The sequence below is a fragment of the Nostoc sp. genome, from assembly GCF_041747015.1.
GTDB lineage: Bacteria > Cyanobacteriota > Cyanobacteriia > Cyanobacteriales > Nostocaceae > Nostoc.
On record NZ_JBGTFY010000001.1, the window covers coordinates 26009 to 43847 of the forward strand.

Below are 17839 nucleotides of genomic sequence, written 5' to 3' on the forward strand. Positions count from 1 at the left end.
AGATATGCGGATTTTAAGATCGCGCAGACTAGGCTGGAAAACTCAAATTCAGGTTACTGCATGACAATTGCTACCTCAACCAAACCTCAAATTAACTGGGTTAATACCCTGTTCTTCATTGGACTGCACATCGGCGCTTTATTTGCCTTTGTTCCTGGTAACTTTAGCTGGACAGCAGTTGGTGTGGGTTTCTTGCTGTATTGGGTAACTGGTGGTTTAGGCGTTACTCTGGGATTTCACCGCCTTGTCACCCACCGCAGTTTTCAAACTCCCAAATGGCTAGAGTATCTCTTGGTTTTCTTCGGAACACTCTCCTGTCAAGGAGGGCCAATTGAGTGGATAGGGACACATCGTATTCATCATTTAAACTCTGATACAGACACTGATCCCCATGATTCTAATAAGGGCTTCTGGTGGAGCCACATGGGTTGGCTGACTCATTTTTGTCCGGCTCACGCTGATGCTCCTCGTTTCACCAAAGACATTGCCGAAGACCCAGTTTATCAGTTTTTAGAAAAATATTTCATTTTGATCCAGGTTGCTCTGGGTGCGTTGCTTTTGCTTCTGGGTGGCTGGTCGTTCGTTGTTTGGGGAATTTTTGTTCGCATTGTCTGGGTTTACCACTGCACTTGGTTGGTGAACAGCGCTACTCATAAATTTGGCTATCAGAGCTATGATTCTGGTGATAAATCGACTAATTGCTGGTGGGTAGCCGTACTAGTTTTCGGTGAAGGCTGGCATAATAACCATCATGCCTTTCAATACTCAGCTCGTCACGGGCTGGAATGGTGGGAAATCGATTTAACCTGGATGACAGTTCAATTGCTGCAAGCCGTTGGTCTAGCTACTAATGTGAAGTTAGCCCCAATAAAGCAGTAAGATTTTTGTCCTTTGTCATTAGTCATCCGTCCTGAGTAAATGACTAACGATGAAGGACTTTGTGTAGTAACCAAATCCATAGGCCAATTTTGAAATGGCTTCCAAAATCTATTTACGGGTGCGCTTGTATAGGTTAGGTTGCTATAATTCAAAGCGCTAATGTTAAGAAATTTTGCGGCAAGCCACTTTTTTGGTGACTTGGTGGAGGAGTTTGTTGTTTTTCAGGTGTTCATGACTACATCAATAATTAATAGCCAGAAACTAAGTGACGAGCCTAGTAATTCCGACCTAAGGCTTAAAGATATTGTCAAAACTCTGCCACGGGAATGTTTTCAACAAAACCGTCGCAAAGCTTGGACACAAGTACTGATTAGTGTCTTGACAGTTGCCTTAGGCTACTACAGCCTGACGATCGCTCCTTGGTTTCTCTTGCCCCTAGCTTGGATTTTTACTGGCACTGCTTTAACAGGTTTTTTTGTAATTGGCCATGATTGTGGTCACAGGTCATTTGCCAAACGTCGTTGGGTAAATGATTTGGTGGGACACTTTTTTATGGCGCCGTTAATTTATCCTTTTCATAGTTGGCGGATTAAGCATAATTATCACCATACTCATACCAACAAACTGGATGAGGACAATGCTTGGCATCCAATCAGATCAGAAGTGTTTGAAAGTTGGGATAAAACCTTGCAGTCTGCTTTTGAAGTGTTCATCCGTAAACGCTTCTGGTGGGTAGGTTCCATTGGACATTGGGCTGTGGTACATTTTGATTGGCGGAACTTCAAAACTAAAGACCAATCTAGTATTAAGCTTTCTGTGGCTGTAGTAGTGGTGTTTGCAGCGATCGCTTTCCCGCTTCTAATCGCCACAACTGGCATCTGGGGATTTGTCAAGTTTTGGCTAATACCTTGGATGATTTACCATTTTTGGATGAGTACTTTTACTATTGTTCACCATACTGCTTCAGATGTTCCTTTTATGGCAGAGAACAAGTGGAATGAGGCTCTAGCACAGCTATTTGGGACTATTCATTGCGATTATCCGCGTTGGGTAGAAATCCTCTGCCACGATATTAATGTTCACGTCCCTCATCATATTTCCACTGCTATTCCTTCTTATAATTTGCGGCTAGCTTACAGCAGCATCAAAGAAAATTGGGAGCCTTATTTGCATAATGAATGTCAGTTTTCTTGGTCTTTAATGAAGCAGATTACAGACGAATGTCAACTGTACACAACTGATGTAGGTTATAAGACTTTCACCGAACATTACACTACACAGAGCAATAAATAGTGCTGTGATTACACTCACGCTCTTGAACCAACGAGAGCGTTTTTTATGCTGTGTTTAAACAGAAGCTGGCAATTATTTACTTACTAAAATTTTTAGGTAAATTGCCATAAATTATCTTCTTGTATGGTGCGATCGCTAGTTTCGTGGGCATCCTAGAAGTGAGATGATCTTATCTCAAATAAAGTTCCGATTTATATCCAATCAAAAGAATCCAGTGCAATCAAATATCATCACATTCAACAATCCTCCTGGCTGTGAAACGTCTGAGGATGCAACTAAATTGCCTTTCACACTTGGGGACTTAAAAGCTGCAATTCCTGCTGAATGCTTTCAGCCCAATGTGACGAAATCACTTTTTTACTTCTTTCGTGACATCCTAATTATCGGTCTACTTTATGCAGTTGCTCATTACCTAAATTCTTGGCTTTTCTTCCCGATTTTCTGGCTAATGCAAGGAACGATGTTTTGGGCTTTGTTTGTAGTCGGACATGACTGCGGACATCAATCTTTTTCTAAGCATAAATGGCTCAATGATTTGATTGGACATCTTTCTCACACACCAATACTTGTTCCTTATCATGGCTGGCGGATTAGCCACAGAACTCATCACAAGAATACTGGCAATATTGATAATGATGAAAGCTGGTATCCTGTGACTGAATCACAATACAAGGAAATGCCTTTAGCACAAAAGATAGGCCGATATTATGCTTTTCTATTGGCTTATCCTGTGTATCTATTTCAGCGTTCTCCTAATAAGGAAGGCTCCCACTTTTTGCCCAGCAGTTCGCTTTTCAAACCATCAGAAAAATGGGATGTGATCACTAGCACTGTACTTTTGATTGGCATGGTAGGTTTACTGGGCTTTCTTACCTACCAATGGGGTTGGATGTGGTTGCTGAAATATTACGCTGCGCCCTACATTGTGTTCGTAATTTGGCTAGATTTGGTAACATTCTTGCACCATACTGAGCCAGATATTCCTTGGTATCGGGGAGAAGATTGGACTTTTCTAAAAGGCGCGATTTCTAGTATTGATCGTGATTATGGTTTGATCAATCATATCCATCACGATATCGGTACTCATGTTGCTCACCACATATTTCTTAATATCCCTCACTACAATTTGCTGAAGGCAACTGAGGCGATAAAACCTGTGATGGGTGAGCATTTCCACAAATCTGAAGAACCAATTTGGAAGTCATTATGGCACTCATCTCTCAGTTGCCATTTTGTACCGGATACTGGCAGTCAGGTTTACTACACATCTAAAAATAAGTTAGCTAAAGGTTAAGGCTCACATTCCCGACTTCTTAAAAAGGTCGGGAATCTTGTATTTTCAGTTGTAAATGGTTTATTTATTACTTTTGACTGATATCGCTCGCTAATTAAGATAAAATTTTGCAAAAATTGGATTAAAGATTACCCACATTCCTTGTTAGAGTTTTTCTTTTGAGGTGCGATCGCATATAATCAGCACAGACTATAATAAAGACAATTTACTCAAAACCTTTTCTAACTTTAAAATCCAGAGGTATCAATGATTATAACTAATTTTAGCAAACAAAGAAGTGAATTAAATGAATCTAAAATACTCAAAGCTAAACCACATTGGCAAGGGCAAAATTTGAGCGATTCTGCTGCGAAAGGTAAAGATACCAAGATGCGAGATACTGCACCTGATAGTTCCATTTTCAATTGCTTGAATCGCGGTCGAGTTGCTATTTTTATTGATGGCTTAAGCCTATTTCATACAGCTTTACAACTTGGCATAGAAATTGACTATGTTAAATTGCTTTGTTATTTAACCAACGGTTCGAGACTGTTGCGTGCTTTCTTCTATACTGGAGTTGATATCACCCATGAAAAACAGCAGGGTTTTCTATTATGGATGCGTCGTAATGGCTATCGTGTAGTGGCAAAAGATATCGCTTTGCCAGCAGATAATTTTAAGAAATCAAATTTGAACGTAGAAATTTCTGTAGACATGATAACTTTAGCTCCTTACTATGATACTGCGGTCTTAGTCAGTGGGGATGGAGATTTAGCGTATGCTGTGAATGCTGTCAGCAGAATGGGAGTTCGGGTAGAAGTGGTCAGTCTACAAACAACAACTAGCGAAAGTTTGATTGATGTTGCTGACTGCTTTATTGACCTCGATAGTATTAAAACACATATTCAAAAAGATTCTAATCTTGGTTATAGTTACCGCACGCCATCAAATTCAAATCTTTAAAACCTAATCTAAAATCTATCGAAATCTAACAGCAAAAGAGCGAATTTTAGCAGTTATAAAAACTAAGTTTAACTGCGCGTACTTTTTGCTAGTTTAATCTTCAGTTCTCAACTTTGTTTCTTCGGGAAGTAAGGTAGTTTCATCTCGTTCGCCATCTACGGATTTGGCTGTAGTCATATACGGTTTGATAATTAGACTGACACCAATTGCCCAAGCTAATGCAACCATCCAACCTGCGAGAATATCGCTGGGAAAGTGAACCCCCAGATAAAGACGACACCACGCAATAGCGATTACATATAAGCTGCCGAATATGAGAACTAACCAGCGCCACCGGGTAGCCCAACTTAAGATTAGCAAAATTGCTACCAAAGTGATACTCGTCATGGCATGAGCGCTGGGAAATGCAAAACTCAACTCAGGCGCAATAGACTGCCACAATTGCGGACGCACTCGATGCATTAATGCCTTTGCTGTGCGGTTGATGATCACACTTCCCACTGAGGTAGTGACTAAATAAGCTAACGATCGCCAGCGTTTTTGAAGTAATAATATTAATGCGATCGCACCTAAAATTGGTATTGCCGTCCAAGGCAACCCAACTCTAGCTAGCGTCACTGCTAAAATATCTAATTGTGGGTTTGCTGTAGAGTGAACAGCTAACAAAATAGGTACATCCCACGGGAAGCCAGCTTCATTTTGCCATATCTTCACTGTCAGGATTTCAAAAACCTGCAAAGGTAAATATACTCCGATCAAGAGGAGTAAGAGCGATCGCCAACGGGCAATCAACAAGTTTTTGAGAAAATCAAGAGGTGACTGACTCTTTTTATTGGCTTTTTCCGTTCTTTCCATATCTAAGTTAAAAAGACTAATAAACAACTTCACCGATTATAAATTACTGGAATCTTGAGAAGTCCCACAATGTTTACAGTATGACAAATGTTTATAAGTAAGATTATGACAGTTTTGGCATTCAACGTGCTGATAATAGCCGCAGTGTGGACAGTAACTATCATGATGCCGAATTGTTTTAGCACAATTTACACAGTGTGATTTTTGAAATCTGTTAGCTGCTTGGACTTTAGCATTAAAGACAAATTTTTGAAAAAACTGGATAATGCCAAAACCAATAAGTGGAATCAGCAAGATATAAACATAATTTATCAGGAAAAGTAAACCGCCAAAAAGGGCGCTAACTATATCAAAGAGGAATTGAAATATTACGCCGACTTGAAGAAATTCAAATATTTTAAGAATCAGTGGGATAAAAAAGATAACTAGCAAATGCCAGCTAATGAGCGAGATTAGTCCGTATCTCCTTCGCTGAGTAAATTTATGAACTAATAAAGCAACGAGAATTAGCGGTAGAAGAAAGAGCGACTGAAAAGCAAGCTGGATACTTGGATACCAAAATGATGCCTGTTTATAGCCTTTCTCAACCGAACTGAATTGATTTTGATCCTGAAGAAAGGTTATAAAACTAACGCTTTCCGGTTTAGAAAGAAGTTCATTTTTAAGAGTAGAAATTTCCGCTTTCCGTCTAGAAATTTGGCGGTTATTTTGTTCTAATGCCTGTTTGGCTTTTTCAGCACCGACTTGATTAATTGACTGCTCACGACCCTGACCTGCAATTTTTTCTAGAAGCGTTGAGTCATATTGAGTTCTAATAGTGCGATTGGTTTGTTCAAGGGTACTGATTTGCGATTGTTTTTGATCAATAATTTTTATAATTTGCTGCTTTTCAGGATTGTTAATCTTATCTTTGTAGTCGGCATATTGCAAGCACGTTTGAGAAACCTTACCCAGATGTCCTACTTCAGCTTGTTGATAGTTTCGCTGAAGACTGAGTTGATTGTTTGTATTATCTAGTAATGAAAGTCTAACAATTTCATAGTCTTTATCTTTAGTGGTTTTTGTCTGGTAATTTTGCCATTCTGAATAACATGGATAAGTCTGGGTTGGACTGATATGCCATCTGCTAATATCATCCAGACCCGTAAAAACATTAATCAAGATAAAAATATCAATCAAAATAATAACAATTAAACTCACTTTATTCAGTGGTTCATTGTTAATTGTTCTTGACTTACTAAAAAATTGGCTCAAAAGTCGGCGGATTCTGGCAAGCATATTGTTTTTTAAATAAGTATTGTAGGGTGTGTTAGAACGAAGTTCGTAACGCACCATTATCAAGGGTTTGCTGCGTTACGCTGTCACTAACACACCCTACTTATCTTTTTTCTCTGTGTCTCTGTGGTTCGTTTATTTGGGTAATTTATTTCTTCTTGGAAATCCCTAAGATAGTGGTTCCCCAACCTACTAACTCGTAAATCAAGTTTTTTAACTCAAAAATCTACTTTCCAACCTCTAAATCAAGTTTTGAACTTGTAAATCAAGTTTTGAACTCGTAAATCAAGTTTTGAACTCGTAAACCTGTTATTCTCTAAAAATTTCAGCAAATTTACCCACATTTATCTTATGAGCTAATCCCATTAAAAGATTTTTACCTCGTTTCCAGCCAGAGGCCGGAAACGAGGTTTCAAAGGGGTTTTAGCTGAAGTTGATACACATACACAGTTGTGCTATCAACTTAGCAACTGAAACCCTATTTAGCAGCGAAGTAGGCTTCTAGTGCCTCAGAACCACCAATTAATTTACCATCAATAAATACTTGGGGAACTGTTGCCGCACCTGTAACTGCTTTTAATGAGCGTGTGGTGATATCCTTACTCAAGGTAATTTCTTCGTAGTTGATACCACGTTCCTGGAGCATCGTTTTAGCACGAGCGCAGAAAGGACAACCCACTTTTGTAAACAGAGAGACGACTTCGGACTTCACTGCTTGGGGATTTATATATCTGAGCATTGTCTCAGCATCAGACACCTTAAAGGGATCTCCTGGCTCGTCTGGCTCAATAAACATCTGATTAATGACACCATCTTTTACCAACATAGAATAGCGCCACGATCGCTTCCCAAACCCCAAGTCTGATTTATCTACCAGCATTCCCATGCCTTCAGTAAATTCACCATTTCCATCGGGAATTAGTATGATATTTTCTGCCTCTTGATCCTTTGCCCATTCATTCATCACAAAGGTATCATTGACAGAAATACAAATAATGTCATCAACACCATTTTCTTTGAAAACTTTAGCCAACTCGTTGTAACCAGGAAGATGAGTTGATGAACAAGTTGGAGTATAAGCACCCGGTAAGGAAAAAACAACCACTGTCTTATCAGCAAATAGCTTATCGGTTGTTATATCCACCCACTGCTCGTTATCACGAGTATGGAAAGTGACATTGGGAACTCTTTGTCCTCGGCGATTGGGGAACATAATTTTGCTTGCCCTTAGTAATTAATCCCAGTCATAACCTATCACGAGAGGACTGGTTTAATCTAAGTGTCAATCAGGTAAAGAAAGTTCATTGATAAATGGGGCGATCGCTGCGACAAATTCAGCAGTTGATTCATAAGGTAAAACATTGCGCCCAGTTATTTTTATACCTCGACCTTGAGGTAAACAGGCGAGGTAGTCAGCCAAACGTTCATCTGGGGTTTCTTTTTTACCTTCTTGGCTAATACTCGATGCTGTTTCCCCCACAACCACTAATGTTGGTTGCTGAATAGAAGCGATCGCATTACCATAATCATGTCGCCAAAATCCGGCTAAAAAAGAAAACACTGCATGGCGACTAGCAGGATTTTCTGCACCTGCAACCAATGTATTTAACCACTCTGCATCCACAGCATGATCGGAAGCAAAGAGTTGACGAGTCGAGAAAGAACGTAAAAAATTTGGGGTGCGTGCGTAGCGATAAAAAGCACTCCCAAAAGGTGAATCTAACAAATTCCAAACAACTCTTTGTCGCCATTCTGGTGAGTTCTTTGTGATCAAAGGCCATGCTGGAGGTCCAGAAAGTACAAGTCCGGCGATTAAATTTGATTCTTTTTGAACTAATGCGATGCCTGCGGCGAGCAAAGCTAACGCAACTGGTAATAATGCACCTTGGACTACGACAACGACAGGTTTTTGAACTACTATTTGTAAAAAGTACTGCAACTGTTCTGCCCAATCATTAGGAGTGTAAGCTACATGGGGCATATCACTTGCACCACATCCTAATAAATCAGGGTTGTAAATTGAATAATGCTGACCTGTATTGTCCGATTCGCGGCAAAATCGCCACCAAAATTGCCGCGATAATCCCACGCCAATGGGATGAATTAACAGTAAGGGAATGCTCTCAGATGTTGGATTAGTTGGTTGATGAACTTCGTAGGCACAACGATAATTCTGCCAAGTGTAAAATTGGCTAGGAGATGCTGTCAAATCGGTTGTATTAGTTACAGCAAAAGGTTGCATAATTCCTATGTTTTGATACTTGCTAAAAAATTATCTGTGGATGAATCAACTGGTATCCAGCCTCTTTGAGCTTTTCATTCGATACCCAAGCATTATATGGGCGAGTACTCTTGATAGAAGTATCCCATATAACTTTGGGTAAATTATGTTTTTCAAATAAGCTATCTAGCAAGTCTCGACTGCTAAGATGTGCATCATCTACCAGATTGTAAATCCCTTGCAAACGATGGTGACGGGCAAATTCTATTGCACCAACAATATCATCCAAATGAATCCAATTAGTAATATCCTCGCCACCGGGACGGCTTGCACCAGAATATCTACTAAATATTTTTAACAGTTCTCTACCGGGACCATAAATTCCTCCTAAACGGAAGAGACAAACGGAGAGATTTTCGCTAGATGCTGATAGTAAAACATCCTCTGTTTTGCGGAGAATTTGTGCATTTAAATTGGCAGGTGCAAGCGGAGTTTCTTCATCTACCCATACACCATTTCTATCACCATATACTGCATAACTCCCTGTATAGATTAATTGTTTCACACTCTTAATCTGCCGTAAGCATGAAACTAAATTTTGGGCAGTTTGGAGATAAGTTTCCTCATAAACCTCTGCACTTTTTGCACCAACACTCAAAAGTACAACATCTTGATTTTGTAAAACTGATTTTAGACTATCTAGGTCATTACTTCGAGTAACTACAACTTTTTGCGCTACTGATTGTAGTGCAGTAACACGCTCAAAAGAAGTTGTGGTTGCACTGACAACAAAATTCATTTTTTGCTGCCAACATTGAGCAACTGTATAACCAACATAACCACAACCAATGATTGCAACGTTCATGACAACTTAGACAAAAATAATAATTCAAAATTTAACATTCAAAATTTCCATAAATAAAATAACTATTTTGCTAATTCTTTCTCAATTATGGCAATTATCTCTGGTGAGTTTGGCTGGACATTACTATTAAATCTAGCTACCACTTCACCTTGCTTATTAACTAAAAATTTTTCAAAGTTCCAAGCTACAGGTTCCGTTGGCTCAACGGCTTTAGTAAGTCGCTGATAAAGTGGGTGCTGCTGCGAGCCTTTGGCATGAACTTTATCGAATAGTTCAAAGGTAACACCATAATTACTCGTACAGAATTGGATAATCTCTTCATTGCTTCCTGGTTCCTGCGCTCCAAAATCGTTACAAGGGAACCCCAAAATACGTAAACCTGTTTCCCCATATTTATGGTTCAATTTTTCTAGTCCTTCGTATTGGGAAGTATAACCGCAGTAGGAAGCCACATTCACAATTAAGAGTACTTTCCCGGTGTAGTCGTTTAACTGCTTATCTTCACCGTTGATGGTCTTCACTGCGATGTCCGAAATTGTGTTACTCATCTTGAATCTGATTTATAGGGAATATTACCAAGTTTCCCATATTACAGGTACTATAAAGCCGATTTCTTCAAGGAATTTTCCCCGATTGAGAATGATTCCTTTTGAGCGATCGCAACAAACCATCAAAGCAAAACCCTACAGCTACAACACGCGCTACGGGAATTAAAACTTTGGTCATCAGTTTGTACTATGGGGGGGAATATGACCCAAGGCAAGAGGATATTGCTGAACTGCATCAAAATTATTAAAATAATCTATCATTGAGCAGTTTGACTCTTGAGTTTTACTTTTGGACTTGTTGAGGAGTTTATCGAATGAACCATCGAATTTTACTAAACTGGGCTACGATTCCTAAGCTTGCAAGCTCAATGCTAACAATGATACTGATGCCAGGTTTAACCCTTGCGGCTGGAACAAGAACGCCTGCTTCCGTTCAAACCTCATGCAATGTACCTGTAGATTCTGGTATGAGTTTCTTAGAAACAAGGCTAGCGTTCCAGAATGGTGAAACCAATGCCGCATCTTCGACTGAAAGTTTAATCGAAGACCCTTTGATGGATTTCAGTGCAGCTGAAAGCGATGCGGCGGTTGCACTATTTGGTTGTGACTGTCCACCTTGCATGAATGTATTACGCCAAGTGCGAAGCCAATTATCCAGTCAAGTTTTGTTAAGCAGTAGTCAAATTTTGCCGAGGAATAATCAAGGGCATTGCTGGACAGCGCTACAGCAAGAAAACTCTCCACAAGAAGTGCAAGAGGTACTACAAAACCTAGTAACAGAGGAAACGAATCAATGATAGCTAGATATATAACTTCCTCTAAGTTGCCTGGGCTTTCTTCCATCGTTTAGAAGCCTTTATTTTATTATTGCGGTTTGACGCTCTTTTGCGTCTTTTATCGGAAAGATGTTTTATTAATTAAATGCTCTCATTCCTTTAAGGCTTAAGAGCATTAATCTATTGGTGATTTATCCCGTCTGTAATCGATAGTACTGACTACAGTTGCGATATAGCCGAAAAGTCATTCTGCTTGTTGTCACTGCTCACTATTCCATTGTTTTATGGCTAGATATAGCAATAAATATTGTTTTGCTCCTAGTGGGGGTTGCTAAATCAGGAATCAAACTTTGCTCAACCACTCATTTTCCTCTGGATCTTTGAACAGTGAGGTACTGAGGTAGCGTTCGCCGAAGCTAGGCTGTATCATCACGATTAGGCGGCCGGCATTTTCTGGTCGCTGTGCCACTTGAATCGCCGCGTACAAAGCTGCGCCAGTAGAAATACCTGATAGCAATCCTTCTTCTTTTGCTAGGCGACGGCTATAGACGATCGCTTGCTCATCCGCCACCTGAATCACTTCATCTACCAATTCTGGACGGTAAATTGCTGGAATAAATCCCGCACCGATACCCTGTATTTTATGAGGCCCTGATTTACCACCCGCTAATACTGGGCTGTTGCTTGGTTCAACTGCGATCGCTTGAAAACTTGGCTTCCGTCCTTTTATAACTTCAGATACTCCCGTAATCGTCCCACCAGTCCCCACTCCCGCCACCAAAATATCCACCTGTCCATCGGTATCATCCCAAATTTCTTCTGCGGTGGTTTCGGCGTGAACTTTCGGGTTAGCCGGGTTACGGAACTGCTGCAACATATAAGCATTGGGCGTTTGAGCTACAATCTCTTCTGCACGAGCGATCGCTCCTCGCATCCCTTCTACCCCTGGCGTTAACTCTAGTTGAGCGCCATAAGCTTTGAGCATGGATCGTCTTTCCTGGCTCATTGTGTCAGGCATTGTTAGAATGAGATGATAACCCTTAGCGGCTGCCACCATTGCTAAGGCAATTCCCGTATTCCCAGAAGTCGGCTCTACTAAAACAGTTTTTCCTGGGTGAATCAAGCCTGCTTCTTCCGCCGCTTCCACCATGCTCGCGCCAATCCGGTCTTTCACAGAAGACGCTGGATTCATACTTTCTAGCTTCACTACAATCTGAGCAACTGCTCCAAAAGCTTGGGGAATTTTGTTTAATTGGACTAAAGGAGTTCGTCCGATTAACTCTGTGATATCTTTCGCTATCCGCATATCAATACTCCTTTGTGACTAAATATAATACATCGGACTTTGCTGTGCGCGAGTTTCTCTTTCCTGGCACAAGTCTTGAAGTGTATAGCGAGCCAAAACTTCAAGTGAGGCAGCGTTAGCTTGCTCCCAAACTTCATAAACCAAAGTCTTTTCTAGAGTAAGAGAGTCAGAGCTATCTTTTTCTTTCCTCTCACCTTCGACCAAAGTGACAATTTCCAACAAGGTGATCTGCCAAGGTTCACGAACCAAAATGAAACCTCCTTTAGAGCCGCGTTGACTCTGCACCACACCACTACGCCGGAGGTTGGTCAAAATTTGTTCCAAATAGCGTTCGGGTATGGGCTGTTTAGCAGTAATCTCGCTCATGGTTAAGGGAAGTTTTTTTCCGTGGTGGCTTGCCAGTTCTAAAAGTGCCAGCAGCGCATATTCCACTTTGGCAGACAAATCTAGGAGAGCGTAGTTTTGGCTATTCAAGACTGTACTCAACATACTACGGTGAATCGATGAATTTATTGCATTTTGTGGGAAATTAATTTTTCTCAAGGTATTGGATGTGATAGCATCCCACTTACTAACAGCATAAATCCAAAAAGTCTATCGACTTACCGTAGATTATCTTACACAATTACCAAAAATAAGTCATTTTTTGCAGGAATTATCTTGCATTGATAGTTTCACAGCCTCACCTACCAAAGATGATCTCAACTGAATTATGCTAATAACTGATTTGCGAACTATTTTTGAGCGTGACCCAGCAGCTCGTAACTGGCTAGAAGTATTGTTCTGTTACCCTGGACTCCAAGCTCTAATATTCCATCGCTTGGCGCACTGGCTGTATAAATTAGGGATTCCCTTTATACCTCGATTTATCTCCCATATTAGTCGGTTTTTAACTGGAATTGAAATCCATCCAGGGGCATTAATTGGCCAGGGAGTGTTTATTGACCACGGGATGGGAGTGGTGATTGGTGAGACAGCAATCGTAGGTGATTATGCCTTAATTTATCAAGGTGTAACCTTGGGTGGTACAGGCAAAGAAACTGGTAAACGCCATCCAACTTTAGGCGCTCATGTAGTTGTGGGAGCGGGTGCAAAGGTATTGGGAAATATTCAAATTGGCGATCGCGTCCGCATTGGAGCCGGTTCTGTGGTGCTGCGAGATGTGCCCAGTAACACTACTGTAGTCGGGATTCCAGGGCGCGTGACTCGTCAAAACAACTTACCAACCAATGTTCTGGATCATGATAAAGTACGCGACGTAGAAGCTGAAGTCATCCGCGCTTTATTTGAACGCGTGAAGGCTTTAGAGAAACAGTTTGAGCAGTTGCAAGATCAATCAAGTTTGTGTGCAACTGAGCTTGGCGACGAACAAACCGACAACCCTAAGTGCAATAATTCTGATGGAGTAATTGAAGATTTTCTCGATGGTGCGGGAATTTAGAGAATGGGGCATTGGGTATTGGTTATTTTCCTTTGCCCCCACTCCCCTCTTTGAAATACTCAGAAGCTCTCATAACCTGATATAAATATAGTACTACGGTTAGTTTATCGGAGAATAGTCTTATTAAATATGGTGTCTTTGTACACAAGCTTATCTAGCTCAAACAGTAATAATACTAAGCGATTTTTTGCCCGTCGGTCATTTCTGCCAGAGCATCAAAACGGCCTTTGGAAGATTGAAAGGGGTTTTGTCAGGACTTTTACTTATCTGGAAGATGGTACAACCGTCGCCCTGGGATTGTGGGGACCCGGAGATATAGTTGGTAAAAGTTTATCAAAATTGGAACCTTATCAGATGGAATGTTTAACTAAAGTGGAGGCGACAGCCTTACCTTTAGAGGAATGGACTCAATTAACAGAAACTTTACTTTCTCATATTCAACAGGCTCAAGAATTAATGGTTATTCGTAGCCATAAAAAAGTGGATATCATGCTTATCAAGCTGTTAGCATGGTTATCTAAAAAATTTGGTTTGGAAGTTGACAAAGGACGTTTAATCGATATGCGTCTGACTCATGAAGACTTAGCCCAAATGCTTGGTTCAACTCGTGTTACTATCACTCGTGTTCTTGGGCAATTTGAGCAAGAGGGCTTGATTGATCGCCTCTCTCTGCATAGAATCGTGCTGCGAGAAGAAGATATTTGGTATTATGAAATTTAGATTATTTCAGCATTATGAATTCTTCCCTTAGCGATTGTTGGAATTGTTCTTGCCATTGATCTGTCTGCCATCCAGAGTCTTTGGGACTCAGTTTGTTAGCTGGATTTGGGAAAGGTAGAGAATACTGGTTAAGTTGAATATGGTTAGCGATCGCTAATTCCAGCAAATTCACTCCCAATCCTTGCAAGTAAGATAGGCTATTTGTCAGTTTTTGGGGATTTCCTGAAAGTTCCAAATCAAACCAGCCGTCGCTGTCACTCTCTGATGTCAGGGATGCGGCTTTGATATTAACGGTTAAACCATAACGAGACACCAGTCGGGAAATTACAGGTTGCCTGTGATAGCGCTGAGGCATGAGAATTCGGCTGTGCACAGAAGCGGGTTCTACAGATTTACTCTGATACATCAGATTAATTCTCCATTGCGATTTATGTAAAGTAATTTAACGCTAAATTAATTGTGATTAAAGGGTTCCCGAAGTCAAGTTAAGGGATGTTGTAAGAATTTTGTTAGATTTTAGATCATAGTGGGCATACTGCAAGTATCAAGTAAGTAGCATTGGAACAGGGAAAACAGTATGTTGACGACACTGCCGCAAGAAGAAATTACATCATTGAAGCAAAATTTAAGACGTGAAATCAAAAAACTATCAGGTGCTTCAGGCATTAATAACCTGAAATCAAAGCTAGAAAGATTAGAAGAAATCGAGAAAATTCTTAGTATAGATAAATATAAAATTGTTTTTATAGGTACTATTGGCAAAGGAAAAACTACAGCAATCTGTCATCTTTTTAACTTAATAAGCGATTTCAAGGTTTCTAAGACAATTAATGGCAAAACTAAAAATGTAATCGAAACTAAAGAGCTACTCTCAACGGGTTCAGGCAAAACTACTATATGTGAAGTAATTATTAAGGCATCTGAAAAAACTTACATAGAGATAGAGCCTTATACGGTTGATGAGATGGAAAATCTTATTTTTGAATTCTGCGATTCTATTGCTAATAGAGATAATAGCCAGTCAGAGGAGAAAATAATTATTTCCGAAGAAATTGAGAGAGTTATTAGGAACATTACAGAACTTAAAAAGACTGCTAAAACAGTCTACGCTGGTGAAAAGAAGGACATTTTAATAACTGATCCAGCGAAAGAATTACTTAATGAATCAGGAGTAGACTTTTTGAAAAAGACTGCATTGAATAATGCAAATATCGAAGCTAGAACTACTACTAAAATTGAGTTTGACAACCAGAATAATGAGCAAGAATGGATAAAAAACACCTTTGCTGCTATCAATAATGTTCAGTTAAAGAAATTTGCTATTCCAAAGAAAATATATCTTTATCTAAGCGATGATATTTTATCTGGTTCCAACTTGTCTCAATTCGATTCAGTTATTGATACCAAAGGACTTGATGAGAATCCAATTCGTAAAGACTTGCAGAAATATGTTGATAGTCAAGATACCATCTGTATCTTTGTAACTCCCTTTACTGATGCTCCTGAAGCTAATATTAGAAAACTAATAATTTATCATCTTACATCTAAATCCAAAGACTTTCATCATAGATTTGTAACCTTGGTATTACCTCGCAAAAATGAGCCTGAAAAAGTGCATGGCTCTGATGAAGATAGAGATTTAGGAATTAGAATCAGACAAGACGAAGTTCAAGCTACATTTAAAAAGTTGAACTTAGATTTTTTCCAAAAAAATATCTTATTCTATGATTCCTTAAGATACTATCGTGAGGATATAGTTAAGCTAAATGAAAACTATGATGAAGAAGATGTACAGGCAGATAAAAATGAATTTATCGAAGCTATAGCAGGTGTAGTAGAACGTAGGCGAAATATTTTATTAGATGAAATCAAGGCTATCAAACAAAGCTCTGCAAAAATCAAAAATATTGATGATTTAAAGGAATCAGAAATCAAGGCAATTCAAAATGCCATTCAGAAGATAAAGGATTTACGGGATTTGAGTAAAAGAGTGCCTGGTTTTGTTTATGAAGATTTTATTGATGAATATATTAATAAATACTATCGCAGGGTTTATCCAGCATGGAACACTAAACACGCTATCCATAGAAATTTCGGTTACTATCAACCAAGAGATATAGATATATATTACGATGCGAGGGTTGTTGCTGGGGGAATAGATGAAGATAAAATGCTGAAAAGATTTACCAAAGAAGTAAAACAGGAATTAGAAAATATCCTTAATGAGCTTATATCTGCGAATGAACCTTTAAAGATACTAATGCCTGAATTAGTTAAAAAGTTTTACGGATTATATGACGATTTTATATACGAAGTAGGCAAAGAAGTTGAAGAAGAAATCACGAGAAAACTATTACCTCGAAACGAAGATTCGGCTTTTTGGAAGGCTCTGTTTGATGAAAAAGGTAAGGAGAGAAAGAGGGGAGAAACATTTGTCGATAATGTATGTCTGATATTTAAGCGAGAACTAGAAAAAGATACAAACTTAAATACATTCTTAAAAAGTAAAGCTGAAATCCATTGGAAAGAACTAGTTACTAAAATACTAGGCTTTTTTGGCGAAAAATAGACAATTTAAATTGCACATTTAATATACAGTTGAGGCCGCAATCTAATTGTGTCCCTAAAGCTATTTTATCCACCATTAGTTGCTATCAAAAGATATATGACTGATTTACAACAAGAAATAGACACAAAACTCATCAAATATCAAAAAGATTATCAAGAATATATAAAATGTTTGATTAGGGGAATACAAATTCCAATTAATGCAAGACCAGAGGAGTTAGTTAGACAAATATTTATTCATTTTCTTATTAAAGAAACTGAGTTATTTCCAGATATCATTAATGTTAAAGTTGAGGCGAATCATCATGATGTAGAAATATATAAAAAGCAAAAAAATGATAATTTTAAGCCACATCAGTCTCCTCTAATAATTGTGGAAGTAAAACGAGAAGATGTGAATTTAAAAAATCATTATAACCAGATTCAAAGGTATCTAACAAAAGCTGGTTGCGATATGGGGATTTTATATAATTATAATGAGATTATTGCTTTCACTAGAAGAGATGATAAGTTTGAAATTAATCATCTCAAAACTCTTACAGACATAAAGGTATTAATTTTACAAAAAAATAATAATAATGATGATTTACTAAAATTTGAAAAAGCTCAAAACGGAAATTTTGATACTTTTGCTTACCTGACTAGCAAATATGGTAAATATACAACTAACAAAGTAGTTTTTAAACTTAAGCAACAGCAATCTGAAATAGAAGGATATTTCTTCACTATCCAAGGAAATAAAGTATACTATGATCTATGTGGTAAATATTCTCAAAAACAACAAAATTTTGATTGCCAAGATTTTGAAAAACTAATTTCTATCGCTTATTAAGAAGCGTCTAGTGTCTTGATAGGT

Annotated in this window: 18 protein-coding genes; 9 read left to right on the plus strand and 9 right to left on the minus strand. The window is 38.9% G+C overall.

The annotated features are described in order from the left end of the window. Positions 1-60: 60 nt before the first annotated feature. From ACEW80_RS00125 to ACEW80_RS00140, 4 genes are all read left to right on the plus strand, one after another. Positions 61-879, plus strand: a complete 819-nt coding sequence (locus tag ACEW80_RS00125) for an acyl-CoA desaturase (protein WP_373524638.1) — start codon at positions 61-63, stop codon at positions 877-879. A 231-nt stretch (positions 880-1110) separates the two neighbouring features. Beyond that, positions 1111-2172, plus strand: a complete 1062-nt coding sequence (locus ACEW80_RS00130) for a fatty acid desaturase (RefSeq protein WP_373524670.1) — start codon at positions 1111-1113, stop codon at positions 2170-2172. A gap of 214 nt (positions 2173-2386) precedes the next feature. Beyond that, complete coding sequence (locus ACEW80_RS00135) at positions 2387-3466, plus strand: fatty acid desaturase (RefSeq protein ID WP_373524639.1); 1080 nt, start codon at positions 2387-2389, stop codon at positions 3464-3466. Positions 3467-3712: 246 nt separating this feature from the next. After that, positions 3713-4408 carry an NYN domain-containing protein gene (locus ACEW80_RS00140; protein ID WP_373524640.1) on the plus strand — a complete coding sequence of 232 codons (696 nt, stop codon included), beginning with the start codon at positions 3713-3715 and terminating at the stop codon, positions 4406-4408. 93 nt (positions 4409-4501) lie between these two features. On the opposite strand, the gene ACEW80_RS00145 is transcribed toward ACEW80_RS00140, so the two are convergent. The 6 genes from ACEW80_RS00145 to ACEW80_RS00170 all read right to left on the minus strand — a co-directional run bounded on the left by ACEW80_RS00145 (position 4502) and on the right by ACEW80_RS00170 (position 10172). Then, positions 4502-5263, minus strand: coding sequence for a phosphatase PAP2 family protein (locus ACEW80_RS00145; protein WP_373524641.1), 762 nt, complete (start codon positions 5261-5263; stop codon positions 4502-4504). A gap of 36 nt (positions 5264-5299) precedes the next feature. Further along, entirely contained in the window at positions 5300-6541 is a 1242-nt protein-coding gene (locus ACEW80_RS00150) for a hypothetical protein (RefSeq protein ID WP_373524671.1), read from the minus strand. 475 nt (positions 6542-7016) lie between these two features. After that, a complete protein-coding gene (locus tag ACEW80_RS00155; protein ID WP_373524642.1) occupies positions 7017-7751 on the minus strand; it encodes a glutathione peroxidase in 735 nt (244 codons plus the stop codon). 69 nt (positions 7752-7820) lie between these two features. Continuing rightward, on the minus strand, positions 7821-8780 hold the full coding sequence (locus ACEW80_RS00160) for an alpha/beta fold hydrolase (protein WP_373524643.1): 960 nt from the start codon (positions 8778-8780) through the stop codon (positions 7821-7823). A gap of 22 nt (positions 8781-8802) precedes the next feature. Further along, positions 8803-9624 carry an SDR family oxidoreductase gene (locus ACEW80_RS00165; RefSeq protein WP_373524644.1) on the minus strand — a complete coding sequence of 274 codons (822 nt, stop codon included), beginning with the start codon at positions 9622-9624 and terminating at the stop codon, positions 8803-8805. A gap of 62 nt (positions 9625-9686) precedes the next feature. Further along, positions 9687-10172 (minus strand): glutathione peroxidase, encoded by a 486-nt coding sequence (locus tag ACEW80_RS00170; protein WP_373524645.1) that lies wholly within the window; start codon positions 10170-10172, stop codon positions 9687-9689. Positions 10173-10486: 314 nt separating this feature from the next. Here ACEW80_RS00170 and ACEW80_RS00175 point away from each other — a divergent pair, with 314 nt between their 5' ends. Then, positions 10487-10969: a hypothetical protein gene (locus ACEW80_RS00175; protein ID WP_373524646.1), complete on the plus strand. Its 483-nt coding sequence runs from the start codon at positions 10487-10489 to the stop codon at positions 10967-10969. Between the two features lie 322 nt (positions 10970-11291). Here ACEW80_RS00175 and cysK read toward each other — a convergent pair whose 3' ends face one another. Both cysK and ACEW80_RS00185 read right to left on the minus strand, forming a co-directional pair. After that, positions 11292-12254, minus strand: coding sequence for a cysteine synthase A (gene cysK / locus ACEW80_RS00180; protein WP_373524647.1), 963 nt, complete (start codon positions 12252-12254; stop codon positions 11292-11294). An 18-nt stretch (positions 12255-12272) separates the two neighbouring features. Continuing rightward, a complete protein-coding gene (locus ACEW80_RS00185) occupies positions 12273-12743 on the minus strand; it encodes an Rrf2 family transcriptional regulator (RefSeq protein WP_373524648.1) in 471 nt (156 codons plus the stop codon). A 223-nt stretch (positions 12744-12966) separates the two neighbouring features. Between ACEW80_RS00185 and cysE the strand changes: the two genes are divergently transcribed. Together cysE and ACEW80_RS00195 are read left to right on the plus strand one after the other, a co-directional pair. Continuing rightward, a complete protein-coding gene (gene cysE / locus ACEW80_RS00190; protein WP_373524649.1) occupies positions 12967-13695 on the plus strand; it encodes a serine O-acetyltransferase in 729 nt (242 codons plus the stop codon). 129 nt (positions 13696-13824) lie between these two features. After that, positions 13825-14415, plus strand: a complete 591-nt coding sequence (locus tag ACEW80_RS00195) for a Crp/Fnr family transcriptional regulator (RefSeq protein WP_373524650.1) — start codon at positions 13825-13827, stop codon at positions 14413-14415. A 1-nt stretch (position 14416) separates the two neighbouring features. On the opposite strand, the gene ACEW80_RS00200 is transcribed toward ACEW80_RS00195, so the two are convergent. Next, positions 14417-14821 (minus strand): NIL domain-containing protein, encoded by a 405-nt coding sequence (locus tag ACEW80_RS00200; RefSeq protein ID WP_373524651.1) that lies wholly within the window; start codon positions 14819-14821, stop codon positions 14417-14419. Between the two features lie 171 nt (positions 14822-14992). Between ACEW80_RS00200 and ACEW80_RS00205 the strand changes: the two genes are divergently transcribed. Together ACEW80_RS00205 and ACEW80_RS00210 are read left to right on the plus strand one after the other, a co-directional pair. Continuing rightward, positions 14993-16984, plus strand: coding sequence for a hypothetical protein (locus ACEW80_RS00205; protein WP_373524652.1), 1992 nt, complete (start codon positions 14993-14995; stop codon positions 16982-16984). A 96-nt stretch (positions 16985-17080) separates the two neighbouring features. Next, positions 17081-17815 (plus strand): type I restriction enzyme HsdR N-terminal domain-containing protein, encoded by a 735-nt coding sequence (locus ACEW80_RS00210; protein ID WP_373524653.1) that lies wholly within the window; start codon positions 17081-17083, stop codon positions 17813-17815. The last annotated feature ends 24 nt before the right edge of the window (positions 17816-17839 follow it).

What these genes read in the sequence shown, in the direction of transcription:
- cysE (WP_373524649.1), top strand. Translation starts at nt 12,967, where the DNA reads ATGCTAATAACTGATTTGCGAACTATTTTTGAGCGTGACCCAGCAGCT.
- ACEW80_RS00175 (WP_373524646.1), top strand. Translation starts at nt 10,487, where the DNA reads ATGAACCATCGAATTTTACTAAACTGGGCTACGATTCCTAAGCTTGCA.
- cysK (WP_373524647.1), bottom strand. Translation starts at nt 12,254, where the DNA reads ATGCGGATAGCGAAAGATATCACAGAGTTAATCGGACGAACTCCTTTA.
- ACEW80_RS00130 (WP_373524670.1), top strand. Translation starts at nt 1,111, where the DNA reads ATGACTACATCAATAATTAATAGCCAGAAACTAAGTGACGAGCCTAGT.
- ACEW80_RS00145 (WP_373524641.1), bottom strand. Translation starts at nt 5,263, where the DNA reads ATGGAAAGAACGGAAAAAGCCAATAAAAAGAGTCAGTCACCTCTTGAT.
- ACEW80_RS00200 (WP_373524651.1), bottom strand. Translation starts at nt 14,821, where the DNA reads ATGTATCAGAGTAAATCTGTAGAACCCGCTTCTGTGCACAGCCGAATT.
- ACEW80_RS00185 (WP_373524648.1), bottom strand. Translation starts at nt 12,743, where the DNA reads ATGTTGAGTACAGTCTTGAATAGCCAAAACTACGCTCTCCTAGATTTG.
- ACEW80_RS00140 (WP_373524640.1), top strand. Translation starts at nt 3,713, where the DNA reads ATGATTATAACTAATTTTAGCAAACAAAGAAGTGAATTAAATGAATCT.
- ACEW80_RS00125 (WP_373524638.1), top strand. Translation starts at nt 61, where the DNA reads ATGACAATTGCTACCTCAACCAAACCTCAAATTAACTGGGTTAATACC.
- ACEW80_RS00210 (WP_373524653.1), top strand. Translation starts at nt 17,081, where the DNA reads ATGACTGATTTACAACAAGAAATAGACACAAAACTCATCAAATATCAA.
- ACEW80_RS00160 (WP_373524643.1), bottom strand. Translation starts at nt 8,780, where the DNA reads ATGCAACCTTTTGCTGTAACTAATACAACCGATTTGACAGCATCTCCT.
- ACEW80_RS00155 (WP_373524642.1), bottom strand. Translation starts at nt 7,751, where the DNA reads ATGTTCCCCAATCGCCGAGGACAAAGAGTTCCCAATGTCACTTTCCAT.
- ACEW80_RS00165 (WP_373524644.1), bottom strand. Translation starts at nt 9,624, where the DNA reads ATGAACGTTGCAATCATTGGTTGTGGTTATGTTGGTTATACAGTTGCT.
- ACEW80_RS00195 (WP_373524650.1), top strand. Translation starts at nt 13,825, where the DNA reads ATGGTGTCTTTGTACACAAGCTTATCTAGCTCAAACAGTAATAATACT.
- ACEW80_RS00170 (WP_373524645.1), bottom strand. Translation starts at nt 10,172, where the DNA reads ATGAGTAACACAATTTCGGACATCGCAGTGAAGACCATCAACGGTGAA.
- ACEW80_RS00205 (WP_373524652.1), top strand. Translation starts at nt 14,993, where the DNA reads ATGTTGACGACACTGCCGCAAGAAGAAATTACATCATTGAAGCAAAAT.
- ACEW80_RS00150 (WP_373524671.1), bottom strand. Translation starts at nt 6,541, where the DNA reads ATGCTTGCCAGAATCCGCCGACTTTTGAGCCAATTTTTTAGTAAGTCA.